This window comes from Paenibacillus sp. 05T425 (genome assembly GCF_056396205.1).
The window spans coordinates 381,732-407,527 of the sequence record NZ_JBFTLA010000001.1; the positions used below are offsets into that span (position 1 = coordinate 381,732).

The window sequence follows — 25,796 nt, forward strand, 5'->3', positions numbered from 1 at the left end:
TGCGGTGTTATGTGATGTCGCATTCCTCTTCGATCAATCTCACAATATCTCTATTCATTCCACAGTCTTATTACTTCTTTTAATTCTAAATTTTCAAAACGTAATTTATAAATATCTGGTTTCTTTAATTGATTTAAAAAATCCAAACCATAACTTGAATCAAAATAATTCATCATCAAAGTCATTACAAGTCCATGTGTTCCAATAGCTACTTTTTGCCCAGAATGTTCTTTTAATATGTTTTTTATCACTGATATCGCTCTATTCTGGCAATCAGAATTAGACTCTCCACCCGGTAAAGAATAATCTAAATCATTAAATCCCTTTTTAATAACAGACATTAACTCAGCATTTTCAATAATTTCTCCAGCAAAATACCTTTCCCTGAGATCTTCAAATGTTTTGATTTCTAATCCTAAGTATTGTGCCAATCCCTCAATACTCAGGATTGCTCGGTTATACGGGCTAGATATAATAATATCTATTCCTTCTCCTTTAAGAATTTCTGTAACTTTTTCAACATCGCCCTTGCCCTTAGTGGTGAGTCCTCTTGTTCTTTCGGTTCCTTCATTGTATGGTGATTCAGCATGCCTAACCATATAGATAATGGTCTTCATATAATCCTCCTTGAAATACTAACTTATTATATTACTGTGATTTCATATATGGTATTAGTAGAAGGATTACACATCCTTGAAAATGCCATCAAAATATTCTCTCCAGTAATCCACAATCCAATCGTTATACTTCACATATAGAGGCTTTAAATGTTCCGTTGAAGTGGCGTGAGCGATGCAGCCTCTATCATCGTACATATGAAATAAAATGCTCTTCTCTTTGCTTAAAATGTAAACTCTCTGTCCAATGGATGGTTCTCTTCCTTGCTCATAATGAGAAATTCCTTCAAGAATTTTTTTATATGGAATTGAAGAAACCAAACCCTCAATGACTTTGAAGCGATATTCAATTTAAACTTCTATGCTATTTCCCTCTTCATCCTCATCTTCATCAATATCAAATAGTACTCCTTCTTCCCCTATCTTTCCTTGGAGTAATTCATAGAGATATTCGGGTGTTGTATTGCCAAACATGGGGTCCTCATAAGTTCCCCAGTCTTTGATTATTAGATATATTAAGTCTGTGGGTTTGAAAAGCTCTTCAAAAATTGTATTTACTCTTTTGTTTACTTGATTAATTCTACGCTTTGATCCATTTCGATATGGTTCACCTAACTCAAATCGAATGTTGATATCGTTCCAATATTCAGGAAACTTATCGTTTAAGTAATCTTGAATTTGCTTTAGCATCTGATCTCCTCATTTTGTCTTATTCAAGTGATCTTTCGTTTAACGTTGTTGTATTTACGAAGTCCTACCACCTTAAGCCGAAGGGCGACCGCGATGCGGTTAGGTGATGCGGATGTGTCCGACTGATTCTACTTCCCCAAAACTGAAAAACCTCTCCGATCCACTTCTAACTTCGCGCCGGACCGAGGGCGTACGCCCGAAGCGTGAATATGGTGTTAGTTGAAGTCATTTCCCTCTTGAATTTGCTTTCAATCAGCTCTCTTCTTTCACTTCTGCCAGTGCTTTTAATTGATGATTTCTATGGTCTAAGAAGCGCTTCATATATTGTTTCAGTATGATTCTTTCTGCAATCCATCCAAAGATCCCTAAAGGGGCTTCAAATGTTAGTTTGTCCCTCATTAATGTTTTACCGTTTTGTTCTTCAAATTTATGTTCATGTCTTAGACTCTTGAATGCTCCCTTTACCATTTCATCTACAAAATAATAGGGTTCTTTGTATTCTGTGATTTTGGACGTTAACTTCTGTTTAATTAGAAAATGTCTAGCTTGAAATGTTACATGTTCTCCTATACCTATCAAGCCTGCTGTCGTTCCCTCGATCGCTCTTTCATTTGTATGTTTCCATACAGTTTGTGTATGAATATCGATGTTTCTCGCCAAGTCAAAACAATGCTGTATTGGCGCATCAATGAGGACTTCTGTAGTAACAATGACCAAACGACGACACCTCGTTAAGTAACTTATGGTTTATATCTTTATTCGCAAAGCACTGATTTCGACTAACGTTCTTGTATTCACGACGCCCCACCACTTTAATGTCACGAAGTGACCGGCCGCGATGCGGTTAGGTGGTGCGGGTGTGTCCGGCTGACTCCGCTTCCACGAAACTGAAATGCTTCATCGAGATGCATCCTCTGCCGGACCGAGGGCGAATGCCCGATGCGTAAATATGATGTTAGATGAAGTCTTCGACCCTCAGTCAATCCTACAGATACTGTTTTATTACTTCTTCATCCCATACTTGAACTTCTATATATCTCTCCGGCCCTAGATCCCCATTTACGTTCCAGTTCTGCGGGAACCCAAATTGTTTTATAACTTCTATGATTTCATTCTTTGTATAGACTTGCTTTCGATACGACTTACTATCTTCATATCTCATCGTGGGGAATAGATCTCCATAGGTAAAACTAATTGATTCTTCTGAAAATTTTCCCAAAGGTATAACGACCACCCCAGGATTCCTATACCATAATGCAATCCATTCACATGCTTCCACCGTCATATAATGAGGATAGGTGTTTTGTGGTTTGCCCCCCTTTGTGATGAATTGTGCGTGAGCTTTATATTCCAATTCTCTTCTAATATGCATGTAATCTTTTGAGCGTTGGCTTGCAAACGTTTCTCCCTCAAGTCTGATCTTGTTTGAGACCTCTTCAGCTGCTTCATCTGTCAATTTCGATAAGTTCTTAAATGGTCCTATGTCTTTATCAAAATAATGATATAAATTTAGGGACATTCTGTATTTTCCTTTTTTGTTTTAGATTTAATAGCATTTGAAGATTTCATATAATGTTTGTATTGACGACGTCCTGGCCCCTTAGAGCCGCTGCTTATAGTTGTGAGGCTTGCCGAACACCTAATGCAGTGACGTACCGACCGGCATAGGGGGCTGGATGTGGTCACTAACTTCTCAGAGTGACCCCGAGCGTCAATATGGTGTTAGCCGAAGGAAGTTCTTGAAGCAGCCATTGTATTTAAGGCGTTCTCAAAATAGCTATATACTTCATCTGCAATTCCCAGAAACTCTTCAACGAGTACATTACTATCTAAGTAACATGCATACAGATAATCAACTAAAGCGGAGTCAATCTCACAATAGTTTAATATGGCATTCTTCATCTTAATAATGTCATCTTGCCATACACCTGTATCTTCTAAAACCAAAGAGTATAATGCACGAATTAATCTCTTAGAGTAACCTTTAATATATCTAGTTTTCATTGTGTTTTCACTAGCATTAGAAAGTAAACTATGTATACGATCTACTTCCTCCTTGGTCTCTGTATTTAAATCTAAAATGAACTCTGGAGAAATAATTATCGGTGGTACTTTTTCACCAACGTCATGGCCATATATGCAAACACAAATTATTTTAACCCAAAAACCCCACTCATTTGGTTTACTTAATACATCGTCAATCGAGCAAATTATCGTATCAATCTTAGTTACTACTGGATATTCTTCCAAAAGTCTGTCTTTAATATTTGACAATCTTTCGTAATCAATATCTTTGGGATTTACACATACAATAGTAAAGTCTGCATCTGACTTAAAAGGTTTAGCAGTTCCTTTTGGAATCGAGCCACACATATAAATGCTATGAATCTTACCTTTAAATTCGGTAAGAATATTATCTATATACTTATCAACAAAATCCTTATATTCACTTTGTATTACAATTCTATTTATAACTTTTTCTAATATCATATAGACTCCTCCTAAACCAAGAACTTCTTTCGACTAACATTTTTTGTATTCACGAACCTTCACCGCCTTAAACGACCGAAGGGAGTGGCCGCGACGCGGTTAGGCAGTACAAGGTTGTCCGGCTGAATAATCTTCCCTGCTACTGAATCCACTTCTACGTACCTCTTCTTCCTGCTTCGACTGAACCAAGAAGCGAAAGCGACGCAGCGTGGTTACGGTATTATCTGGTGAATACGCCTTCTATGAAACACTAACATCTCTCTTACTTAATTTCTTAAAAACCGAGTATTCCTTATTGGACTTAATAAAACTTAATATCTTTTCGGCACATTCTATTGGATTCATCTCTTCAGTATTTACTTCGAGGTCATATTCATCAAAGCAATATACTTTGCTAAACTGTGAAGCTGCGAGTCCAATTCTTCTATCTCCTCTTGCTTGCTCTCTTCTTATGAGTTCTTCTTTCGAGCATATTACACCTATAAATAACGTAGGCTGATCGAAAAATTGATCAAGAAACTCATTAAACCTCTTGTCATTGTCGATTACGGTATCTACTATTACATTAAAACCCACTTCTGATAACAATTTAATTGTCGAATGGTATACTGAGAATATGGAATCATCAAGTATTTGTGAGACAACTTGATGATCTATTTCTCTTGGAGGTTCATCTGGAAATTTATTATTAATAAAATCATTGTAATTATTAAAAAAATCATCAATTGATAAATGATAAAAAGGAATCTCTTTCTGATTTATCAGTTCAGTCGATATGGAGGTCTTTCCAGAACTTGACGTTCCATTTAAATAAACTAATATCCCTTGCTTCAATTTAATCATCCCTTCAAAAAATAATCATAGCGTATCTTTCAGATAACGTGTTGTATTCACGACGTCCCACCACCTTAAGCCCGAAGGACGGCCGCGATGCGGTTAGGTGGTGCGGATGTGTCCGGCTGATCATGCATCCCTGCTTCTGAAATGCCTCTTCGAATCCACTTCGGACTTCTGCCGGACCGACGAGCATATGCCCCGAAGCGTGAATATGGTGTTAGCTGAAGTAACTGTCCCCCTGTATAACTTACAAATTCCCTTCTACTATTGGTATATAGATATCTGCATTATTGAAGTGCTGTTCTTCTCCAAATCTAAATACTTCTAGTGCTAGTGACCTTGTGTTATTCTCAAGACCTTTTTCTTTCAAGTATTCCTTGCTTAGTGCATATGGGTCTTGATCTGCTGATCTTACCTTGACATATCGTTGACTCGGTACGTGGAATCCAATCATTCCATTCGGAATTCCCTTAATTTCTGTAACTTCCATACAATAAATATATGTAAACAATATATCGTTAGCAAAATGAGGACATACATATTCTTGCTCATTAATAGTTCCTATAATTTCATTCCTTCTTGCAAGAAAAAGCTGGTTTGTCTCTATCATTCTTTCTGAATCAAATCTTTGGAATGTATTTGTCACCGGAACTCCGATAAAATACTTTGTTTCTAAAGTAACGATTTCGATTTGATTAGTTTTCATCATCATCTCTCCCATTGATTATTTTTATTATAGTCTTGCAGTTATTTCAGCTAACGTTGTTGTATTCACGACGTCCCACCACCTTAAGCCCGAAGGGCGGCCGCGATGCGGTTAGGTGGTGCGAATGTGTCCGGCTGATATACTTCCTCGCTACTGATATGCCTCTCCGAATCCACTTCTAACTCCTGTCGGACCGAGGGCGAATGCCCGATGCGTGAATATGGTGTTATAAGATGTTCCCGCCTTCTTAGAATTCCTTACAGATCATTTATTCCTTTCATTCCACCATATTTCAAAGTTATTCCTTCTAGTTCTTCAAGTGTCTTTGCTATGTAACTCTGATCCGCTTCAAAATAAAATATTAATTCATTATCAATTGATGGAAATTCTTTATACTTTCCTTCAACTATTACTCTTCCCCGATTTTCTATTGTAACGGTCGCTTCTAAATCGTTGTTTGTTATTTTTGCTTCCCCACTGCACTTCTCATATATATCTTTTAGTTGATTCTTAAATGAATAGATTTCACCTGTAGAGATCCATACTGATCCTGAAGCGTAGTAACTACCGCTCTTAATTTTTATCGAACTCTCTGTCTCATAACCACCTGAATGACATGTAGCGTCTGGAAATCCATGTATCTTCTCCAATTGAATAATTAAGTACTGATTATTCTCACCATTGATTTGGAATTGGTTCATTTTCTGCCCTCATTTCTTTTGACCTTTGAGCTCTTGCGGGGATTTCCTATAACGTTGTTGTATTCTCGACGTCCCACCGACTTAAGGCGACGAATGTCGCCGGGCGCGATGCGCTTAGTCGGTGCGGATGTGTCCGGCTGATTCCGCTTCCCTGCTACTGATATGCCTCTCTGATTCCACTTCTATCTTCCCGCCGGACCGAGGGCGAATGCCCGATGCGTGAATATGGTGTTATCGGAAGTTCCCAACTCCCTGTGATTCTTACATTATCTCCATGTGCTCCATGAACTCTTCGTCTTTTAATCTCAATGTTTTTTCAATTGTTTTTACTTCAAATAAATCCCAATGAACTCTACCATTATCAGAATTATCCCTAATACAATAATATTCTGATCCTCCCACTACATTAAATGATTCGCTTTTACTTACGAGTATCTTTATATCTTTAATTTGCCTTGCCCTGAGGTATGTATTTTCCTGCAAAAGCTTTCTACTCTCATCAATCCATTCTTTATATCCCTCTTCTAAGATTTCAAAATATTCGAGCATTATACTATTTTTCATTCTATGATTTATGTGACTTTGATTACCCATTGGCTTGATAACATATGTCCATCCAATAATATCTACAACCTCACATATTTCATAATGAGGAATATGTACTTCATTCCAATTCAAATCTTTAATTAATTTAAGCTTTGCAGCTACTCCACAAAATAATGGTGGAAGATAGATTGCCATTGAAATGTATGCTCCTTAAGTGGTATTTGGGAATTTCCGATAACGTTGTTGTATTCACGACGTCCCACCGACTTAAGGCAGCGAAGCTGCCGGGCGCGATGCGCTTAGTCGGTGCGGATGTGTACGGCTGGATCTACTTCAATGCTGCTGAAATGCCTCTTCGATTCCACTTCTAACTTCGTGCCGGACCGAGGGCGAATGCCCGATGTGTGAATATGGTGTTAGCTGATGCACCACACTTCTTAGAGTTATCCTTCACAAATCATTTAATTTGAATATAAGAATCGAATTCACTTTCTGGGTCTTCACCTTTAAATCTTTCATCATAGACTTCAAAACATACAATGTCATGTTGCTCAAATTTATTTGATGCTAGCCACCCAATAAGAATATAAAATGTTTCACCAATCTTACTTAATGGACCTTTATGCGTCATTCCAATATACTGACCAGCTGGTATTACATAAGAAAACATACCTTCTGGAATTTAAATTAATTGTTCAACTTCTATCCCAGCTACATACCCAGGTTCATTTCTCTTAATAACTCCAAGAGTTTCAGGAGTATTCTTACGACCATTTATTTCTTGAATTCTGGAAAAGAAAATAGGCCAAACTTCTCCAGGGTTTATAGGACTTTCTATGTTTCCAATTCCAATTATTTTCTTCTCTTGAAATTCAAAAACCTCAGGTTTCATGTAATACCTCCGTCTTTTTGTTTTAATAAGTTTTTGTGGTGTTTCAGCTAACGCTGTTATAATCGTAGGTGTTTGCGTCTTTCGGATAGGGTGCTGAAGGAGGTGGGTTTGCGTATTTGTAGGCCTCACCTATTACAAATCCGCATCATCCAGCGGACTGCGAATGCGGCTGATGTCTTTGACGCTGACATGGGTATAGATTTCGGTCGTCTTAATGTTCGCATGACCCAATAATTGCTGAATATAACGCAGGTCGATTCCCTTCTCCAGCAGATGTGTCGCGAACGAATGCCTAAGTGAATGAATGCTGGCCTTCTTGGAGATGCCTGACATTCTCATCGCTTGCTCGAACATCTTTTGCGCCGACCGCTCCGCGAGGTGACGCCCAGACGCTTGTCCGGGGAATAGCCATCCTTCAGGTTTCTGTTCCCTCACATAAATCTTAACCATCTCATAGGCGCTATCGGACAGAAGGGAGTATCGATCCTTCTTCCCTTTCCCCTGCTTGATTCGAACCGTTCGGCGCTCGTTATCGATATCTTGCATTTTTAGACGCACGACTTCGCCGAAAAACGCAATCCGGAAGAATAAGCGAGATAAAGAATCGCCTTATGCTTGACGTTAGGAACGGCTTTAAATAGTTTCAGAATATCATTCAAGGTTAAGACGTCTGGCAGCTTCTTCTCTTTCTTCGGTCTGACATAGGAAGCTGGTTGGGAGATACGCACAACGTTACGGTAATAGAACGTCACCGCACTAATGGCCTGATTGATGTATGACGAAGAACATTTGCGGTCGAGCAGCGATAGCGTATAGTTGGACACTAGTTCATCATTGCTCATTGAAACATGATTGATAGAATAAGAAACGAACCGTTCGACTTGTCCGCAATAAGCCTTGATCGTCTTAGAACTATAATTTCGCAATTGAAGTTCACGCCGCAACTGCTGCTGCCAGCTGATATTCTGTAACTCAGCCTCTCGATCATGTCCTGTTGACAGTTCAGATGATGCGGCGATGCTCTGCCGAAACCGTTCATCCTCCTCCAACAACTTGTTGTCGATCCGCAAGACGTCTCTCGCAAATTTCGCTATTAATTGTTCTATTAATTCCTGCGTATACGGGATAACCCAAACCGCTTGCTCTGGTATCCACCTTCTCCCCTTCAATTGTCTTATTGTTGCAATATCGGATTCCGAATAAGAGCGAGTCTTCAATTGAAGCTCCTGCTCGTTCCTCTTCGATACATATAGTTCCATAGTCCTCCTCCTTCAGCATATCATATTTGAAATTGTTGGAAAATAAAAAAGAGGCTGCCAGGGCCATAACTGGCCCTGCAACCTCCGATGCTTTCGGAATTCTATACGTTTACTGTTTCCAAACTTACCCCTTCACCGAACCAATCATGACGCCTTGCTCAAAGTACTTCTGGATGAACGGATAGACGAACAGGATCGGCAGCGTCGACACGATAATCACGCCGTATTTGATCTGGTCCGCATACTTCTGCGCATAACCTCCCGATGCTCCGCCAGCGCCAGCCCCACCCGAGAATACTTGGTTAGATAGCAAGATGTCCCGAAGTACGATCTGAAGCGGCTGCAGCGTGTTGCTTCTGACGTAAATGAGCGCCGTGAAGAAATCATTCCAATGCGCCACCAAATAATAGAGTCCGATGACGGAGATGACCGCCTTGGAGAGAGGTAGCGCCACCTTCATGAAGAAGCCGAAGTGCGAGCAGCCATCCATCGCCGCCGCCTCGTACAGCTCCTTCGGAATGGAGCTCTCGAAGAACGTACGCGTAATGATCAGATTGTACACGTTGACGCAGAACGGGAAGATGAATACCCACATCGTATTCGTCATATGCAGGCCTTTCATTAGCAAGTAAGTAGGAATAAGTCCCCCGCTGAAAAACATCGTAATAACGAATACGAGCATCAGCACTCGTCGTGCGCGGAACTCCTTCCGTGACAGCACATAGGCCGCAGGCAGGGTGAACAATAAGTTCACGAACGTGCCTAGCGTCGTATACAAAATCGTATTTTTGTACCCTGTCCATACTCGCGAATCGCCCATAATCTCGTTATAGCCGAACGTGCTGAACCCCTTCGGGAACAACGTAACCTTTCCTGTAGCCACAAGCGTCGAATCGCTAACGGAGGCGATAATGACGAAGTATAGCGGATAAGCGACGATCAGGAAAACGAAAAGGCCTAACACGATGACGGCTGTATCGAACATTTTATCGCCTATGTTAATCTTGCGCGTGAATCCCATAGCGTTGCCCCCATTACCATAAGCTTATATTCGCGACTCGCCGCGAAATCGCATTGGCAGCGAATAAGAAGATAAAGTTAATTAGTGTATTAAACAAACCGATGGCCGAGGAGTAACTGATCTGGTTCGATATAATACCTATCTTGTAGACGTACGTTGCGATAACTTCCGATACCGGCAGGTTGAGCGCATTTTGCATCAGAAACACTTTCTCGAATCCCGTACCCAAAACGCTGCCCATGCTCAGCACGAGCAAAATAATAATCGTCGGCAGGATAGCCGGCAGATCGATATGGCGAATCGTTTGCCACCTGTTCGCGCCGTCAATCTTCGAGGAATCGTATAATTGCGGATCGACTGTCGATAACGCGGCCAAATAAATAATGCTGTTCCAGCCGCAATGCTGCCAAATATCGGACAAGACATAGACAGGCACGAACGTATTCGTTGAAGCAAGAACGTTCGTCTCCCCCATCCCCAGCGAGGACAGCAGATGGCCGATAATGCCCGAATTAGGCGAGAGCAGCACGTTCATAAGACCAACCATTACGACTATCGATATAAAATGGGGCAAATATACGGTCGTCTGCAGCGTCTTCTTCGCCCGCTTCCATCTGACCTGATTAATGAGCAGCGCGAGCAATATTGGCGCGGGGAAACCGAGTACAATCGTAGCTAAGCTGATAATTATCGTATTTCTCATCAAGTCGGTAAACATATAGCTGTCTATGAATTGCTTGAAGTAGAACAGCCCCCGCCATTCGCCGCCCGTGAGCCCCTTCGTAAAATCATAATCGCGAAAGGCAAGCTGAATGCCGTACATCGGAATGTAGTTGAAGAGGATAATGACGACGATAGCCGGCAGTATCATGAGCCATAGCTGATAGTCCCGAACGAACTCCAGGATGATCGACGGCTTCCTTCCGAGGCCGTTGCTTACGTTTTTGCGAGTCAGTACTTTCGTTTGAGCGGCCATCATTCCCTACTCCCTTTAACGCCTGAACCGAATGCCCCGACCGTTGCTTTAAAAATCGGTACGAAGCATTCGGCGACGCCATCGTTTGATTACTTGCTCATGTACTCGTCGTAATACTTCTGCATAATTTTAAGATTATCTTCGAGTCCGGTTTTCTTCACGTTGCTCAGGTAAGCATCCCACTCGGACTCGATACCGCCAGCCGTAATCCATTGCGCCCACTTGGCCAGCGCCAGATTCATAAGGTTCGTATTGTTAATGCCAAGCGTGCTGTTGTCCGCCGTGCTGTACTTGATGAACATGCTAGGCAATACGTCGTTCTCCTTGTCGACGGCATCAAGCGCGGCTTGCAGCGGCTCGGTCTGCTTGCCAACGGACTGCATGTCGGTGCCAAGCGTCAGGTTGAGAGAATCGGAGATGTACATCGGACCGTTATCGGCCCATGAGGACGTCCATTTCCAAGTGCCTGGATCCATTGCCGCATCGGCAGGAGGCAGGATCGCGTAGCTGCCGTCGCCCTTGTCTTCAATATTCGTGCCGAGCGAGCCGAACAATACTTGCATACTCACCTTCGGATCATACAGCTCATTGATGAATTTCATCGCTGCCTCTTTGTTCTTCGTGCTAGCCGACATCGTAACCATGTTCGTGCCATAGTTAAGCGCGTTGAAATCATAGTCCCATGATACTTGTTCCGATTGATTCGCTGTTGCCTTAAGCGGCGACATGAACGAATACTGCGGAGCAAGCGTATTGCCGACGCGGTCCGTTATTTCCCAGCCCCATGTGAAGCCGACCGCCGCCGAATCGCCATTGCCGCGAGCAACGGATTGATATTTCGTATAGTCTTGCGTGAATGCTTCCTTGCTAATAAGACCCGCGCTGTACAGCTTGTTCAGGAAGGTCACAACCTGCTTATAGCGGTCGTCGACGAGGAAGTTCTTCACTTTGCCGTCCTCGACGAAATACCCGAAGCCGCTCGCGTCCGTCAATGTAATGCCTAGACTTCCGAGCAGCACCGTCGGCATGAAGAAGCCGAAGGCTACCGTTCCCGTTGGCGCGAAGTCCATCGGAATCTCATCGTTCGGATCGCCGTTGCCGTTCGCGTCCTTCTCCTTGAAGGCAAGCAGAACGTCGTACAGCTCATCCCACGTCGTCGGCATTTGCAGACCGAGATTATCGAGCCACTTTTGGTTAATGAACTGTCTCGTTGCCGTTCCCGGCCAGAACCGTTGATACTTCGGAAGACCGTAGATTTTGCCGTCGAGCTGCGTTGCGATAACCTTCGTTTCCGGCTTCTCGGAGAACATCGTCTGCACGTTCGGCGCGTTTTTCTCCACGAGCTCCGTCAGATCCTGGAACAAGCCCGGGAACTGGGCGAAGTCCGCATCGGTAATCGCGTTCGGACCGACAATCAGATCCGGAACGTCGCCGCTTGCAAGCAGCGCGCCTTTCTTCTGATCCCAGTCGGCCGTAACCTCCTGCCATTCGATGTCGACGCCAGCTCTATCCTCTGCATCCTGGAGCCACTTCATCTTCGACAGCTCCTGCGTCAGCGGATGCTTCGTAATGATCGCCGTCAGCTTCACTTTACTGCCGGAAGCTCCGTCCGTGCCTGCATTCGTGCCTGTATTATTATCTGTATTGTTAGAACTACACCCCGCTATTATTGTCGTCGCTATGAGAGATAAGCTAAGCAAACCCGCAACTGCTTTTTTCATTAAAGTTCCTCCAGTTTTTCGGTTATAGGACCGCCTTCAGAAACGTGTCTTCACGCTGCAGCGAATGACAACCTTAGATTAGCAAACGCTTTCATTTACAACAATTCGGAAAATCATTGGATTAGGAGCTTTTTATTGGGTTCGGTTTCAAGGAGGGACGGGGACGGTGCTGGATGGAGCAGCACATAAGTTGGATAGCGTCGTTTGGGGAAACTATTTACGGGGAATGTGATTGGACGCTTCATTTCGTTCGATTTCAGGACTTTATTGGGGCGGTTTTGGCATGATGAAGGAAAATGCCTTGATTAGTTCGACGATATGCCGTTACACGCGCAATTCGGCTGAACATCCCGAATTAGTTCGACGAAATGCCGCTATTGAGCTTAGGATGCTGGTAATGCCCGGTATCGCTGATTGATGATCGAACACCAACAATTTCGGGTATAGTGTCGTTCTGAGAAACTAATTTGAGGTTTGCCGATAAAGGGCTGGGGAGGGACGGGTTAAAGGGGGGAACAGGGGAAGAAATGAGGCTATATTCACTCATATTGAGGCTGTCCTCATACAATTGAAGGCAAATCTAGCTGTTATACAAAAACAGTGAGGCAAACCTCACTTGCCATGAACCTAAGTTCACGAGCAGTGAGGTTTGCCTCATATCTTGCACGATCATGCCGAAATCGGCCACAAATAGTGAGGTTCTCCTCACTATTTAGTGAGCTCCCTCATAACGCAGAAGCAGCAGTTCCCTCCCCAACCTCCGATTTCCGATCCCACTATTCCATCTCCTCCCGTTCACGGATATGTCCCCTTAAACTCGGCGCTAATCTTCGGCATGATGCTCTCGAATGCTTCTTTGGCGCTTTTTTTGCCAAGAAAAATTTGATCCAGCGCGGGGTTTAATATGGCATTGATCTTCTCAATATTTTTCACATAGTAATCGTACGAGTTGACTCCGTTCTCCAGCGTCTGCCGCATGACGGCATCCTCATACCCTTCGGCATGGCCGGGAGTGACGGTCGCCCACTTGTCGATCAGCTCCTGCTTCGTATAATAATCCTTCGCGATCGGCATCCATAAGCCGCTTGCATGCATATCGAGGGCGCTTTCCGCGTCGAGCAGCCATTTGTAGAACAACCACGCCTCCTTCGGGTGCTTCGTCGATTGGGACATCACGACTGGTTCGCCGAATTGCACCGTCACGCTCTTCTTCAGCATCGGCAGCACGCCGACGCCGTAGTCGATCCCCGTTGCCGCAAGATCGAGCTGCACCCACTGGCCGTTCATATCCATCGCCACCTTCTTGCTCTGAAGCGCGATATCCGGCGTAGGCAGGCTTTTCTCCTGAATCGGGGACGGTGCTACATGATGGACGTAGATTAGATCCGCCAACCGCTGCACGGCCTCGATCACAGCTGGTTCATCGAGATTAAGACCGCTTCCATCCTCCTTGATGACGCTCGCCTCGTTGGACGGCACGAACAAATGCCATGCCCATGCGTTGAACCGCACGCCGTATTGCTTAATCTCACCCGGGTTGAAGCTTGGCGACAACGCATTGTTGCCGTCCTCGTCAAGCGTCAGCCGCTTGGCATAATGAACGAATTCGTCCCATGTCCATGCATCCGCCGCACGCGAAGGGGGCAGCTCTACGCCTGCTTCTTCGAACATTTGCTTATTGTAGTAGAGCGCGAACGATTCTTCCGTCGCCTTAATTCCCGCAACCTTGCCCGAAGCCCAGTACATGATTGCATTGGGGATTAACATATCTTCATTAATATCCTCGTCTTGCCCCAGAAACTCGTTCAGATTGTATATTTTCCCTTGTTCCGCCCATTGCAGCGCCGTGTGCTTGTACAGCACGAATACATCAGGAGCTTTGTTCGCGGCATACAGCGTCGTTAACCGCTTCACATAATCGCCCGGCACGAACAAATAATTGACCGTGATCCACGGGTACTTCTCCATAAACTTTGCGACGATCCGCTCCTGCACCTGCTTCTCGTTCGGCGATCCCCAAGACGCATACGTCAGGGTGACCCTTTCATGGCCGTCGAACGTGAACGGGTCGTTGCCTGCACCCGAATCCCCATCAGATGTGCCGCCGTTTCCGCCTTCCACGAAGCTGCAGCCCGACGCCCCAAGCATGGCGCAAATCATAAGCAACCATACGAATCTGAATCTCATCGTCTTCATCTCCGTTGTCCCCCCGTCCGCGAACCCATACGAATAACGACTCTGGTGCCTTTCCCTGCAAGAGAGTAGATGTCGATCCCCTGACTGTTCCCGTACAACAGCTTAATGCGCTTCTCTACATTGGGCATGCCCGTAGATCCGCTCTCGCCGGACTTCATCCGATCCATGGCATCTTTGCCAAAGCCAGCCCCGTTATCCTCCACGGAGAACATCACTTGATCGTCCTCGTACCAGCCTTTGACGGCAATGACACCGCCTTCCTCAATCTCCGCGAATCCGTGAATAATGGCGTTCTCGACGAACGGCTGCAGGAACAGCTTCGGCACCATCATCTCCTGCAAACTCTCATCCACCTCGAAGCTTACCTGGAACTGATTCTGGAATCGGCTCGCCATGATGAAAATATATTTCTCCAGCCAATCGAGGTCCGTTCGCAGCGGCCATGTCTCGTTTTTGTTACGCGTAGACGTTTGCAGCATCTCGGCCAAGTTGCGCATGATAGTGCTGATCTCCTCTTGCCCGTTCTCGACCGCTATCCAATACATCGTCGTCAGCGTGTTGTATAGAAAATGAGGATTAAGCTGCAGGTTGAGCGCCATCAACTCCGCTTCCTTTTCCCTAAGCCTTGAAGCATAGTTTTCCTCGATTAATGTCTGAATTCTTCCGTTCATATGATTGAACATCCGGGTCAGCTGACCGAGTTCATCGCGCCCCTTCTCGGGAATGCGAATATCGAAGTTGCCTCGCTCAACCATCTTCATCGCTTTTTTGATCCGAATGATCGGCTTCGTAATGAAGATCGACATCAGGTAAGCAAGCAGCGCCGATACAAGCAGCATAACCGCAAGGAACAGAACCGATACCGATTGCAGAGACTTTAGCCCGTACAGCGCGTCCTCGACCGGAATTTCGACGAAGGACATCCAGCCCGTGCTCTCCATCTTGTCGAAGTTAATGAGCATTTCCTTGCCGTCGATCACTTTCTCGAAGCTGCCGTCCCCGAGCCTGTATGCCTCCTCGAGCCACGGCGGCGCTTCACGGCTTGTCTCCTGCTCATGCACCGAATGAACGATCACGTCGCCCTTCGGGCTCACGATGCCGTAGGATAGATTGCGGTATTCATTCTTGCCCGCATAATCCGCGAACAGCTTGCCGAAGTCGTCCGTCGTAAAATTAATCATCAGCACCGGCCGCTCGATCCCCGGCGGGAGCGTATGGAAAATGCCTTCCTCGTCGATATAGGTGAGGTTGAGTTCCTTAACGGCAGATATGAGATGGCTGTACTCGAAGGAAACGGTCTCCATATGCCGGTCCTTGAACGTCTTGGCGAAGTCGTACGTCGGAATCCAGGCGAGATCGCCCTGAGCCCGCTCGGCGAGCAGATGCAGCTCCGAATTGAAGAAGCCCGCGGACGGCACGTACATCCTCGCTCCGTTCCCGAACGTATAGTCCCGCGTTACGATGAAGGTAGCATAGATGTCGTCATTGCCCCCGAAATATTGGAACAGCAGTTCCGTCAGGCGGCGGTCGGCCTTCAATAACGATTCGTTATCCGACATTTTCAGTCCGATCATGATCTGATAGAGCTCGCTATCGACAGGCAAGACGTCGCTCTTGCCCCGTATCGCCTCCAGCTTCTCGTCCAGCAGCTGGTTGTTGTTCAACACGACGTTGCCCAGACTGCTCCTCACGTTCATAAGCATGTTGCTGGCGCTGATCTGGTAGTACGTGAATCCTAGAATAAGAATAATGATGCTGACAAGCAAAAAATAAGAAACGATCAGCTTAATGCGGAACTTGGCATTGGCGACCAGAGCTGCAAGCTTTCGAATCAAGAGCATAGGCTGACCTCATTTGCGGGTTAAGTAGTGGCGAACATTCTGCGGAACTCCTCCGGCGAGTAGAGGAACGTTTTTTTGAATACTTTGTTGAAATATTTGATGTCCTTGTAACCGACCTGCTTGGCTATATCAGCCACTCGCTTATCCGATTCTAGCAGCAGGGAGCGCGCTTTCTGCATACGCAGCTTTACAAGGAAATCGGTGAACGAAATGCTGAAGTGATTTTTGAACAGGATGCTGAAATAAGAAGCGTTGTAAAAAAAATGCTGGGCGACGACCTCGAGTCCGAGATCCTCATGCAGATTGTCCTCGATATATTCGCGGCACTTCTGCATAATCAGCTCGCTTCGCGAGCCCCTGTCCTTCTTCATCTGATTAACGATGTCGCCGAGCAAGCTGGACGCCGTCGCCTTCGTTGCTGTAAGCGAATCCGTCGCAAGCAATTGCTCTTCGATCTCGCGGCCAAGCGAGGCATAATGGCGATCGTCCATAATCGTCTCAGCCTGCTTCAAGCAGGAGAGCAGCAATTGAATCGCATTGCATTTCATGCGGAACGGTGAAGGTCTGGAAGCCGCCAGCTTATCCAATATCGCCATGCACTCTTGAATCGTTTGCTCGACCTGACCTCCGGCTACCGCCTGCTCCAGCCGGCCGTTTTCCTTCACGCTGATGCTGCCCGTCGGGCAGCTTCCGATCTCGGCGCGCAGCTGCTCCGCGGACACCCATCTGCCATCGCGAAAATAATACAAATATTCAAGCGCCATCGCCGCGCTCTCGTAACAGCCCTTCACATCCATTTCAAGCTGGTGCGTTTCATGGCCGATACCCGCGCCGATCGATTTATCATGCACAGTCTCCAATCCTGCAAGAGCCTGCTGAAGCTGCTTCAGCCCATCCGCGGCTTGCGCGCCCGTCTTCCACTGGACAAGGATATACAGCTTGTTTCGCTCATGCTCGGGCGCTAGCATATACGTCATGGCCCATTTGCCAAGCGCCTGTGCTGCCGCCCGCTTCAGGATGCTCCGCCACTCCAGGCTTCCTTCCGAAGCCTGCGTGCAATGCGACTCCAAGATCAACACCGTTCCATGTCCTCGGATGTCGAAGTGCTGGTCGATCTCCTTTTTTTCCGCTGTCTCCAGCTCGCCCGTCATCCATTTGAATAGCAGATGCTCCAGATAGATCGGCTTTGTATGAGCCAGCTCCTCCGTCAACTGCCGCGTCTCCGCGATGGCCGAACTCTCTTGGAGGAGCTGATTCTCCAGCTCCAGCAATACGCCGTCAAGATTTTCCGCGCTCACGGGCTTCACCAAATAATCTTTTGCCCCAAGCCGGATCGCCTTCCGGGCATAATCGAATTCATGGTATACGCTTACAAAAACGATTTTAGGTTCTTTCGGGCATGACTTGCCCAGCTCTGCGGCGAATTCAAGGCCGTTCATAATCGGCATCTGAATATCGGTAAAGACGATGTCGAGCTGTCTGCCTTTCGCGTACTCGAGCGCTTCCTTGCCGTTCTTCGCTTCGCCGACTCTGTAGTCGGGACGCAAGGAGCGAAGCATGGCCGCAAGCCCGCGCCTCTGCCTAGGCTCGTCATCGACGATCAACACTTCCATCTTATCCGAAGGCATACGCATCCCCCTTTAATAGAATCCGATAAGGCTAGTACCTTCATTGTAAGTTGTCCGGCATCCTTTGAGAACGGCACATTCGGTGAAAATAATTGGAAAAGAGTATTATTATTTGCTTCTGAACACATTCGCAATGCTGCCTGCCAGAAGCAGTTGGGCCGTGAAGTACGACGCCATAATGAGAATGCCGGACATCGTTACTTCACCAATGAACTTATTCCAGGCCAAGATCGAGTCCGACGCGACAAAAAATAGCGAGCCAATCGCCGCATGCATGTTACGCGATAGAATGGCAACCACGAACATCGTGCCGATGACGAGAACGTAGACGAGCACCGGAATCCACAAGCCGCTTTGGGAGCTGTCCGCCATGATGCTCTCGTGCAGCTTCATGATCATAAATACTAAGTAGGCAGCAATAGGCAAGCCAGCAAGCAAGCCGAGAAGCGAATAACGCACACGCGGCAGCAGGGCCACAATATAGAACAAATGACCAATCAAGAAAGAGCCAAGCCCGAACATGAACGAAGTATCGCCTGACACCAAGAGGAACGCGTCGCCTGCAATGCCGAAGACGAGCCCAATCACAATGAGCGTTTTGTAAGCGCGAGCCGACTTTCCCTCAGGCGGGGAAGTGACCGCGAGCGCGATAATAAGCAGCATCGGAGTCAGCTTCAATACCCAGTGCAGCGGCGTGCTGTCGACCGACAGCGTTGCCAAGTGAATCAATCCAATTACGATAATGAGTGCTATGAGCCATTTGCGAGCCATAGATCATTTATACCTCCCAGAAATGTGTTGTATTGAAAAACAGGATTTCCATTTCTTGCAACGAATTCAAGAAACGAGCAAATCGCTATTTTGGAAAAAAAGTCTTATTTAAATGATAGCATTCCAGGTGCAGCGGCATCTATAGGATGGAGGTAATTATATGAACCAATACACACAAGCGGACGCCATGACTGCCGTCTTCCGCGCAGCATTGCAAACCTTCGTCGACAAAGCGAAACAAGACGACCAAGTGATCGCCGTCATCTTGCTTGGCAGCCTATCCTACGATCAGGTATGGGAGAAGTCGGACATCGACCTGAAGCTGATCGTGCACGATCAGAAGCTGAAGTACGGCTATCGGACCTTCGTCGAGAACGATGTGCCGATCAACGCAAGCATTACGACGAGGAACGACTTCAAGCGCGATATGGAACGCACCGTCCAAGGCTCGTTCGGTCATTCGATGCTCGTGCGCAGCACGCTGCTGTTCACGAAGGACTCGTCCATCGAGTCGTACTTCGAGCAGATTCGTTATGTTGGCGAACGCGACCGACAGCTTCGGCTGCTGCAGCTTAGCTGCTTCTCCCTCGCGCTGCTGGCGAAGGCCGAGAAGTGGCAATACGTGAAGCGCGACTTCACGTACAGCGCCTTTTGGATCATCAAGATGGTCGATACGCTGTCCCAGATCGAGGTACTGTTGAATGGCGATATTCCGATGCGCGAATGCGTGCAGCAGGCGCTGACGTACAACCCGGATTTTTTTCGGACGGTGTATTCGGAGCTCGTTGCGGCCAATGCCCACGAGGAGAAAGTGAACGATGCGCTTAAGAGCATTAACGTGTATTTGAGCGAGCGAGCCGAACGGCTATTCGCTCCCGTGCTTGCCTACTTGAAGGAGGAAGCCGACGTTCGTACCGCAATCGACATCATGCACAAGTTCAAACCGGTCATCGATCTCGATACGGGAGCGATTACGACGGGCTGTGACTGGCTGGCCGAACAGGGCTTGATCGCTAAGCTGGAATCAGACACGAAGGCGACTCCTGCTAGCCGGGTGAGCTTAAGCGAACCTGCCTATTTATTCGAAAATATGGACGAACCGCAATGGGGGATGTGATCGACGTATGAAGCAATTTATTGAAGTACGCGGAGCAAGGCAGAACAATTTGCAAAATATCGATGTTAACATTCCGCGCGACAAGCTGACGGTCATTACAGGTGTCAGCGGCTCCGGCAAGTCGTCGCTCGCGTTCGAAGTCATTTACGGCGAAGGACAACGGCGATTCCTCGAATCGCTGTCCACCTTCGCGAAGAGCCGAATGAATCAGCTTAAGAAACCGGATGTCGACTTCGTCTTCGGTCTATCTCCCGTCATTGCGATCGAGCAGAAAAAAGGGATCGTCAATCCGCGTTCGACAGTCGGTACGATGACCGACATCTACGACTTCCTGCGGCTGCTGTTCGCCTCGGCAAGCGATGCGGGCTGTCCGTTCTGCGATCATAAAGTTCCGGCTCGGACGCCCGGCCAAATGATCGATCGTATCCAGCAGCTGCCGATGGGCACGGAGCTGGAGGTGCTCGCGCCGATCTACAAAATTTACGGCGAGAACTATGAAACGACGTTCGACGAAATTCGCTCCAAAGGCTTCCGTACGGTTATCATCGATGGCTCGCGGTTCAGCTTGGGCGACCCGATTGCTCTAGACGAGGAAATCGAGCATCAGATCGAGGTCGTGATCGATAAAGTGGTCGTACAGTCAAACGTGTTCAAGCTGCTCACCAAAACGATCGAGAACAGCTTGAAGCTCGTGGGCGAAGGCTTCATCCGCTTCGAGATTACCGGCGTTCCTGAAGGCAAGCAAGTGAATACCGATGACTTCTACCGAGGCTTCGCCTGCCCGGAGCATCATCTGACGCTCGGCGAGCTGCAGCCGAACTACTTCTCCTTCAACGACCCGGACAGCGCCTGCCGCACCTGCGGCGGCATCGGAACGTTCATGCGCGCGGAAGCGAAGTTTCTGGTGAAGAACGCCGACAAAAGCATCAACAAAGGCGCGCTCGATCCGAAGATGCTCGGAACGAACAATACGACCTGGAACTGGGCGATGCTGAACAGCTTGGCGAAGCATTACGGCTTCAGCCTCGATACCCCGCTCAGGGAGCTGCCCGATTGGGCGCACAGCCTTATTTTCTACGGGTCGCGCGGAGAGAAATTCCCGTTCACGCCCGGTGATGAAATCAGCAAAACGCAAGCCCGCCATATCGGCAAGCCGATGAGCTACGGCGGACTCGTCCATATGATCAACTGGTGGTATAAGCTGTACCTGAAGCGCAAGGCAGTGAGTCCTGCTGAAGAAGAATTTTACAAGCGCGTCATGATCGAGCACACATGCCCGGACTGCGAAGGACGCAAGCTGAAGCCGCAGCGCTTCCATGTCAAAGTCGGCGGCGCGGATATACATGAGCTATGCCAAAAGTCGCTTCAAGAGCTGCATTCCTTCCTCGACGGGCTGACGTTCAAGGAAGAAACCGCAGTCATCGGCCGTCAGATTACGGCCGAGATTCAGTCGCGGCTCGTGCTGCTGCTCGATATTGGACTCGACTATCTGAGTCTTGGCAGACGCTCGGACTCGATCTCCGGCGGCGAAGCGCAGCGTATTCGCTTGTCGACGCAGATCAGCTCGGGTCTTATGGGCATGCTCTACGTGCTGGATGAGCCGAGCATCGGCCTTCATGCCCGCGACAGCATGCGCATCATCGATACGCTGAAGAAGCTGCGCGATATCGGCAATACGATCATCGTCGTCGAGCATGACATCGACACGATCTGCAGCGCCGACCATATTATCGAGGTCGGGCCTGGACCGGGCCGGCGCGGAGGCCGTATTATCGCCGAAGGCAAGGTCGAGCAGCTTCGCGCCGAGGCGAACTCCATTACGGGCGCATTCCTGACTGGCGCCCGAAGAATCGAGGTCCCTGCCCAGCGCAGACAGCCGCAAGGGATGAAGCTTACCATCCGCGGCGCGCGGGCGAATAATCTCCGGAACATTACCGTCGATATTCCGCTCGGCGTTATGGTGTGCATTACCGGCGTATCGGGCTCGGGCAAAAGTACGCTCATTAACGAAGTCATGTGCAAGCAGCTCTATGCAACCTTCCATGACGCCCGCATCGTGCCGGGCGAGCATGACGCGCTGGAAGGACATGAGCAGCTTAGCGGCATTATCACGATCGACCAATCGCCGATCGGCCGCAGCTCCCGCTCCAATCCGGCCACTTACGTCGGCTTCTTCGACCGCATTCGCGAGATGTATGCCGAGGCGGCAAGCGCGGAAGGCAGTCCGCTCACGAAGCATGACTTCAGCTTCAATCAGAAGAACGGCGGCCGCTGCGAGCATTGCCAAGGCGAAGGAACGGTCACGACGCAGCTGCAGTTCATGCCCGACGTCGAAGCGGTATGTCCGGTATGCAAGGGCGCCCGCTTCAACGAAAGCGTGCTCGATGTACGCATTAAGGAGAAGAACATCGCGGAGGTGCTCGATATGAGCATCGAGGATGCCGTTGCCTTCTTCGACGATCAGCCTTATATCGCGCGCAAGCTGGCGGTGCTGAACGATCTTGGTCTTGGCTATTTGCAGATCGGCCAATCATCGGCTACCTTGTCCGGCGGCGAAGCTCAGCGTATCAAGCTCGCCACCGAGCTGAGCAAGGTGAAGCGCGGCTCGCATAACCTGTACGTGCTCGACGAGCCGACAACGGGCCTCCACCTGCGCGACATTCAGCGGCTCATCGACTGCCTGAACCAGCTCGTGGATGCCGGCCACACCGTCGTTATCATCGAGCATCATCTCGATATGATCAAGATTGCCGACCATATTATCGATATGGGGCCGGACGGCGGACATAAAGGCGGTACGGTCGTCGCCTCCGGTACGCCGGAAGAGGTTGCGGCCAGCAGCGACTCCTTAACGGGCCGCTACTTGCGCGAGATGCTTGCCCCTCAGCATACTTATGCGCGTTAGGGTGCTAATCTTAATCTAGTAACCAAAGAAATCCGTCCTTTTCCAAGTAACCTCACTAGGTTTGCTTGGATCGGGTCGGATTTCTTTTTTAGGAAGCGTTATTCATCCTATTCTTACAATCTTGCTAATTCGGCATCTAATAGGATGGATTCTTCTGCTTATTCTGCATGAAGCATCTCTCTTGGAGCTTCTGACACCTCATAAGTTCAGCAATAGGCTGAGTATCCATCTTATCCTTTCTACTTTTACTAGACTGGCTGCTGTAAGATGGATTTCACCGCTTATTATTAACACTGCTCGCGGCTGCTTCTGCCGCTGACTCAGTAGCTCTACTATATGAACTGCTTCGCCCCGCCGCTCCCCTTCCTGATCTTAAGCGTGTCGAACAGCCTGCCTTCGATATCGATTGCTCGAAGATCCAGGCAGTCGCCTGCCGCCGTCACCTGTACAAAATGCGGTACGGCGAGCGACTGCGACGTATGCCATTCCCGCTTCGGGAGCTGCCAGCTCGGCATGGCGCCCGCTCCTCCGGCCACGACATAGACAATCCCGTTGTCGAAATCCAGCTTCCCTTCCCGCAGCGGATGGCTTCGCTCGTACACGATCGTATGCGAGCTGAATACGACATCGACGCCGTACTTCTCCATGACCGGCGCGAGCTTCCGCAACGCCTCCACCTCATAACCTCCCGATACGAAAGGCGAGTAATGGATGAACACGATCCGCCATTTCAAAGCCTTATTCTCTGCAGCTGCCTGCAAATCACGCTCCAAAAAATCGTATTGCGCATGGCCGGGGCCAATCGATCCATCACCATCCGGATAAAAGTCATCCTTAATGAAATCGGTGCTGTCCAGCGCTATGAAATGGGCATCTCCATAGTTGAAAGAGTAATAATTGCCCGGATGCGGATAAGCGGAATAATCGTAAAACCACGAGCTTTGATACTCATGATTGCCTAAGCAGCTATAGAACGGTGTCGCTGCAAGCAATTCCTTTCCCGGCCCGAACAAGTACGTATGCCAGTCCTCCTGCCTGCGTCCATCGTCCACCATATCGCCGACGAATAGAGCAAAGTCGGGCCGATACTTGCTCATTTGACTGAACAGCGACCTATTAATATCTCCACCGCTCTGGTCAAAATAATGATAACCTCCCGTCTCGCTCGTCACGACGAACGAGAAAGGAACGCCGCCCGGCGCAGCTATGCGGAACGGATGCGGCCCTTCCTCCACGCTCCTCCCCTCGGCACTATCCGCATACGCCTTATAGAAATAAGTCGTTCCCGGCGTCAAACCATCCACGGTAAGCCGCTGAATCCGTCGATGCGATCCTTCTTCGCTATGCACGGTCATCATAGGGTGATCATGGAGCACGTAATTGCCCCGCTCCCCGCTATGTATACGATTCGCGGCATAGATCTCAAGCTTTCCAGTCGCCGGCTGCGACGTCTCCCACATCATCGTCATGCCGCGCTCGGTCGGCCATTGCAAATAAGGACCGTTCACGAACGTCAGCTCCGAAGCCAAGGAGCTGGCACTACGCTGCGTCTCCGCCGCCGCCTGTGCCCGAAGTACGAGCTCTCGCGCGCTCGCCGGGCTGTCTTCGCCCTCTTTGTTTTTGACAGGCGCGAACTCCCCTTCCCTCCCTGCCTTCAACACCGTCATTCCGTCTGACATCGGGAAGAAATCGAATATAAACCGCTCCAGCTTATAAGCGTTAGGCTCGGTTGGCTCCACATAACGCCCTTCCGCATCGATATAGTCGATTTTCTTCTTCGCGACATGGTAGGGAAGGTCGGTATCGGCATGCTTCTCTATGAAATCTAGCCGGAACAAATGAATTGAAATGTTGCCTAAATGATACGTAAGACTGCCGTCCAGCTCTCGCAATTCGAGCATGGCATGCGGAATTTCGGTATACTCAACAACCGCAGGTCTGCCATTCCTCGTACATAGAATGCCGATCTTCTCGTCGGGATTCGTCCTCTCCACAACTTTGGTCGCGATCGGATGCCCGCCGGCAACCGCTACCCCGATGAAAGCCGGATCAGCGATCTGGATGAGCGCGTTATCGACGTTATAATAAAACACCCATTGAATGCCCCGCCGCTTCATATCTTCAAGCGCCCCCGAGCTTCGCAGGGAAGAGAAGCATTCCCCGTTGCCGCTCGGCGCGAAGTTCAGCTCGGACTCCGACGAAAACAGCAGCTTGCCGCTGTAATCAACCGCCGGCATCGTATGCTGCTGGAAGAAGCAGCAATCCTGCTTCGGATAACCAAAAAATCCCGCTTCTTCGAAAAAAGCTCTCGTCTCCGCATCATTATCGGGACTTGTCATGATATACCAGGGAATAGTGACGCCTGCCCTGCGCGAGAGTTCCGCCAGCCGATCCGCTTGTAACTCGAACAGCGACTTGCCTGAGGGCAGCCCGATGTCGATTGTTCCTTTCGGACCGTCATGGCCTAACCTGCTGCCATGTCCTCCCGCTACGACGAGAGCGGCTATTTTGCCATTCCGTAATTGGTCCAAGCCTAGCTGTATATAGTCATCGCGCTCCGCTTGGCCAAAGCTGTCCCATTCTTTATAGGCGATTGGAGCAATCATTCCCATGTCATCGTTATTGGAAGCGCGATGCTGGTTCACTATTTTTTTCAACCGATCCAAATCCGCGCGAAGCACTTGCTCGCACAATCGCTCACGCTCCGGCATGTCCAAACTTTTCATGACATGAAGCACATGCTCCTGCTTATGCTGAATAAGCACAGCCTCCGCCTGCTGCAACAAATGATCCATTTTATCACCTCTTCGGCATCGTTCCGCTAGGGTATGTAGATTAAACTTTATATTTAACTTTTACCTTGCGCCTTCCATTGGTCTCCC

Annotated in this window: 23 protein-coding genes and 1 pseudogene; 3 read left to right on the top strand and 21 right to left on the bottom strand. The window is 48.1% G+C overall.

Annotated elements, in window-relative coordinates; translation table 11 throughout:
* Positions 1-50: 50 nt before the first annotated feature.
* The 9 genes and pseudogenes from AC1DF0_RS01650 to AC1DF0_RS01690 all read right to left on the bottom strand — a co-directional run bounded on the left by AC1DF0_RS01650 (position 51) and on the right by AC1DF0_RS01690 (position 6,782).
* A complete protein-coding gene (locus tag AC1DF0_RS01650) occupies positions 51-617 on the bottom strand; it encodes a histidine phosphatase family protein (protein ID WP_477572859.1) in 567 nt (188 codons plus the stop codon).
* 66 nt (positions 618-683) lie between these two features.
* Positions 684-1,307, bottom strand: a pseudogene (locus AC1DF0_RS01655) (DUF3885 domain-containing protein).
* A 252-nt stretch (positions 1,308-1,559) separates the two neighbouring features.
* Positions 1,560-2,024: an SRPBCC family protein gene (locus tag AC1DF0_RS01660; RefSeq protein ID WP_477572860.1), complete on the bottom strand. Its 465-nt coding sequence runs from the start codon at positions 2,022-2,024 to the stop codon at positions 1,560-1,562.
* A 268-nt stretch (positions 2,025-2,292) separates the two neighbouring features.
* Positions 2,293-2,826 (bottom strand): hypothetical protein, encoded by a 534-nt coding sequence (locus tag AC1DF0_RS01665; protein WP_477572861.1) that lies wholly within the window; start codon positions 2,824-2,826, stop codon positions 2,293-2,295.
* Positions 2,827-3,029: 203 nt separating this feature from the next.
* Positions 3,030-3,797 carry a nucleotidyltransferase domain-containing protein gene (locus AC1DF0_RS01670; RefSeq protein ID WP_477572862.1) on the bottom strand — a complete coding sequence of 256 codons (768 nt, stop codon included), beginning with the start codon at positions 3,795-3,797 and terminating at the stop codon, positions 3,030-3,032.
* Between the two features lie 240 nt (positions 3,798-4,037).
* A complete protein-coding gene (locus AC1DF0_RS01675; RefSeq protein WP_477572863.1) occupies positions 4,038-4,631 on the bottom strand; it encodes a chloramphenicol phosphotransferase CPT family protein in 594 nt (197 codons plus the stop codon).
* Positions 4,632-4,881: 250 nt separating this feature from the next.
* Positions 4,882-5,340, bottom strand: coding sequence for a GyrI-like domain-containing protein (locus AC1DF0_RS01680; protein ID WP_477572864.1), 459 nt, complete (start codon positions 5,338-5,340; stop codon positions 4,882-4,884).
* A gap of 257 nt (positions 5,341-5,597) precedes the next feature.
* Positions 5,598-6,041: a WapI family immunity protein gene (locus tag AC1DF0_RS01685; RefSeq protein ID WP_477572865.1), complete on the bottom strand. Its 444-nt coding sequence runs from the start codon at positions 6,039-6,041 to the stop codon at positions 5,598-5,600.
* A gap of 261 nt (positions 6,042-6,302) precedes the next feature.
* Entirely contained in the window at positions 6,303-6,782 is a 480-nt protein-coding gene (locus tag AC1DF0_RS01690; protein WP_477572866.1) for a hypothetical protein, read from the bottom strand.
* On the opposite strand from AC1DF0_RS01690, the gene AC1DF0_RS01695 reads away from it, so the two are divergent.
* Positions 6,776-6,958 carry a hypothetical protein gene (locus tag AC1DF0_RS01695; RefSeq protein ID WP_477572867.1) on the top strand — a complete coding sequence of 61 codons (183 nt, stop codon included), beginning with the start codon at positions 6,776-6,778 and terminating at the stop codon, positions 6,956-6,958. The genes AC1DF0_RS01690 and AC1DF0_RS01695 overlap by 7 nt on opposite strands.
* Before the next feature lie 86 nt (positions 6,959-7,044).
* Here AC1DF0_RS01695 and AC1DF0_RS01700 read toward each other — a convergent pair whose 3' ends face one another.
* From AC1DF0_RS01700 to AC1DF0_RS01750, 11 genes are all read right to left on the bottom strand, one after another.
* Entirely contained in the window at positions 7,045-7,257 is a 213-nt protein-coding gene (locus tag AC1DF0_RS01700; RefSeq protein ID WP_477572868.1) for a GyrI-like domain-containing protein, read from the bottom strand.
* 12 nt (positions 7,258-7,269) lie between these two features.
* Positions 7,270-7,479: a hypothetical protein gene (locus tag AC1DF0_RS01705; protein ID WP_477572869.1), complete on the bottom strand. Its 210-nt coding sequence runs from the start codon at positions 7,477-7,479 to the stop codon at positions 7,270-7,272.
* 132 nt (positions 7,480-7,611) lie between these two features.
* Positions 7,612-8,037: a tyrosine-type recombinase/integrase gene (locus tag AC1DF0_RS01710; RefSeq protein ID WP_477572870.1), complete on the bottom strand. Its 426-nt coding sequence runs from the start codon at positions 8,035-8,037 to the stop codon at positions 7,612-7,614.
* A complete protein-coding gene (locus AC1DF0_RS01715) occupies positions 8,028-8,738 on the bottom strand; it encodes a tyrosine-type recombinase/integrase (RefSeq protein ID WP_477572871.1) in 711 nt (236 codons plus the stop codon). The genes AC1DF0_RS01710 and AC1DF0_RS01715 overlap by 10 nt, the downstream gene beginning before the upstream one ends.
* A gap of 124 nt (positions 8,739-8,862) precedes the next feature.
* Complete coding sequence (locus AC1DF0_RS01720) at positions 8,863-9,723, bottom strand: ABC transporter permease subunit (RefSeq protein WP_475823483.1); 861 nt, start codon at positions 9,721-9,723, stop codon at positions 8,863-8,865.
* Positions 9,724-9,772: 49 nt separating this feature from the next.
* Positions 9,773-10,630, bottom strand: a complete 858-nt coding sequence (locus tag AC1DF0_RS01725) for an ABC transporter permease (RefSeq protein WP_477573124.1) — start codon at positions 10,628-10,630, stop codon at positions 9,773-9,775.
* 194 nt (positions 10,631-10,824) lie between these two features.
* Positions 10,825-12,456, bottom strand: a complete 1,632-nt coding sequence (locus AC1DF0_RS01730) for an extracellular solute-binding protein (RefSeq protein WP_477572872.1) — start codon at positions 12,454-12,456, stop codon at positions 10,825-10,827.
* Between the two features lie 795 nt (positions 12,457-13,251).
* Positions 13,252-14,652: an ABC transporter substrate-binding protein gene (locus tag AC1DF0_RS01735; protein ID WP_477572873.1), complete on the bottom strand. Its 1,401-nt coding sequence runs from the start codon at positions 14,650-14,652 to the stop codon at positions 13,252-13,254.
* On the bottom strand, positions 14,649-16,493 hold the full coding sequence (locus AC1DF0_RS01740; protein ID WP_477572874.1) for a sensor histidine kinase: 1,845 nt from the start codon (positions 16,491-16,493) through the stop codon (positions 14,649-14,651). Before AC1DF0_RS01740 ends, AC1DF0_RS01735 begins: the two co-directional genes overlap by 4 nt.
* A gap of 20 nt (positions 16,494-16,513) precedes the next feature.
* Complete coding sequence (locus tag AC1DF0_RS01745; protein WP_477572875.1) at positions 16,514-18,121, bottom strand: response regulator transcription factor; 1,608 nt, start codon at positions 18,119-18,121, stop codon at positions 16,514-16,516.
* 108 nt (positions 18,122-18,229) lie between these two features.
* Positions 18,230-18,892, bottom strand: coding sequence for a lysoplasmalogenase (locus AC1DF0_RS01750; protein ID WP_442048678.1), 663 nt, complete (start codon positions 18,890-18,892; stop codon positions 18,230-18,232).
* Between the two features lie 160 nt (positions 18,893-19,052).
* On the opposite strand from AC1DF0_RS01750, the gene AC1DF0_RS01755 reads away from it, so the two are divergent.
* Both AC1DF0_RS01755 and uvrA read left to right on the top strand, forming a co-directional pair.
* On the top strand, positions 19,053-20,009 hold the full coding sequence (locus AC1DF0_RS01755) for a hypothetical protein (RefSeq protein WP_477572876.1): 957 nt from the start codon (positions 19,053-19,055) through the stop codon (positions 20,007-20,009).
* Between the two features lie 7 nt (positions 20,010-20,016).
* Positions 20,017-22,914, top strand: a complete 2,898-nt coding sequence (uvrA, locus tag AC1DF0_RS01760) for an excinuclease ABC subunit UvrA (protein ID WP_442048680.1) — start codon at positions 20,017-20,019, stop codon at positions 22,912-22,914.
* A 332-nt stretch (positions 22,915-23,246) separates the two neighbouring features.
* Here the strand turns inward: uvrA and AC1DF0_RS01765 are convergent, their stop codons facing one another.
* On the bottom strand, positions 23,247-25,709 hold the full coding sequence (locus AC1DF0_RS01765; protein WP_477572877.1) for a UTP--glucose-1-phosphate uridylyltransferase: 2,463 nt from the start codon (positions 25,707-25,709) through the stop codon (positions 23,247-23,249).
* Positions 25,710-25,796 lie beyond the last annotated feature (87 nt).

Excerpts from the sequence above, each read along its gene's own strand:
- AC1DF0_RS01765 (WP_477572877.1), bottom strand. The coding sequence starts at position 25,709 with ATGGATCATTTGTTGCAGCAGGCGGAGGCTGTGCTTATTCAGCATAAG.
- AC1DF0_RS01690 (WP_477572866.1), bottom strand. The coding sequence starts at position 6,782 with ATGGCAATCTATCTTCCACCATTATTTTGTGGAGTAGCTGCAAAGCTT.
- AC1DF0_RS01715 (WP_477572871.1), bottom strand. The coding sequence starts at position 8,738 with ATGGAACTATATGTATCGAAGAGGAACGAGCAGGAGCTTCAATTGAAG.
- AC1DF0_RS01740 (WP_477572874.1), bottom strand. The coding sequence starts at position 16,493 with ATGCTCTTGATTCGAAAGCTTGCAGCTCTGGTCGCCAATGCCAAGTTC.
- AC1DF0_RS01705 (WP_477572869.1), bottom strand. The coding sequence starts at position 7,479 with ATGAAACCTGAGGTTTTTGAATTTCAAGAGAAGAAAATAATTGGAATT.
- AC1DF0_RS01735 (WP_477572873.1), bottom strand. The coding sequence starts at position 14,652 with ATGAAGACGATGAGATTCAGATTCGTATGGTTGCTTATGATTTGCGCC.
- AC1DF0_RS01750 (WP_442048678.1), bottom strand. The coding sequence starts at position 18,892 with ATGGCTCGCAAATGGCTCATAGCACTCATTATCGTAATTGGATTGATT.
- AC1DF0_RS01670 (WP_477572862.1), bottom strand. The coding sequence starts at position 3,797 with ATGATATTAGAAAAAGTTATAAATAGAATTGTAATACAAAGTGAATAT.
- AC1DF0_RS01720 (WP_475823483.1), bottom strand. The coding sequence starts at position 9,723 with ATGTTCGATACAGCCGTCATCGTGTTAGGCCTTTTCGTTTTCCTGATC.
- AC1DF0_RS01700 (WP_477572868.1), bottom strand. The coding sequence starts at position 7,257 with ATGTTTTCTTATGTAATACCAGCTGGTCAGTATATTGGAATGACGCAT.
- AC1DF0_RS01725 (WP_477573124.1), bottom strand. The coding sequence starts at position 10,630 with ATGATACTGCCGGCTATCGTCGTCATTATCCTCTTCAACTACATTCCG.
- uvrA (WP_442048680.1), top strand. The coding sequence starts at position 20,017 with ATGAAGCAATTTATTGAAGTACGCGGAGCAAGGCAGAACAATTTGCAA.
- AC1DF0_RS01665 (WP_477572861.1), bottom strand. The coding sequence starts at position 2,826 with ATGTCCCTAAATTTATATCATTATTTTGATAAAGACATAGGACCATTT.
- AC1DF0_RS01745 (WP_477572875.1), bottom strand. The coding sequence starts at position 18,121 with ATGCCTTCGGATAAGATGGAAGTGTTGATCGTCGATGACGAGCCTAGG.
- AC1DF0_RS01685 (WP_477572865.1), bottom strand. The coding sequence starts at position 6,041 with ATGAACCAATTCCAAATCAATGGTGAGAATAATCAGTACTTAATTATT.
- AC1DF0_RS01650 (WP_477572859.1), bottom strand. The coding sequence starts at position 617 with ATGAAGACCATTATCTATATGGTTAGGCATGCTGAATCACCATACAAT.
- AC1DF0_RS01730 (WP_477572872.1), bottom strand. The coding sequence starts at position 12,456 with ATGAAAAAAGCAGTTGCGGGTTTGCTTAGCTTATCTCTCATAGCGACG.
- AC1DF0_RS01755 (WP_477572876.1), top strand. The coding sequence starts at position 19,053 with ATGAACCAATACACACAAGCGGACGCCATGACTGCCGTCTTCCGCGCA.
- AC1DF0_RS01680 (WP_477572864.1), bottom strand. The coding sequence starts at position 5,340 with ATGAAAACTAATCAAATCGAAATCGTTACTTTAGAAACAAAGTATTTT.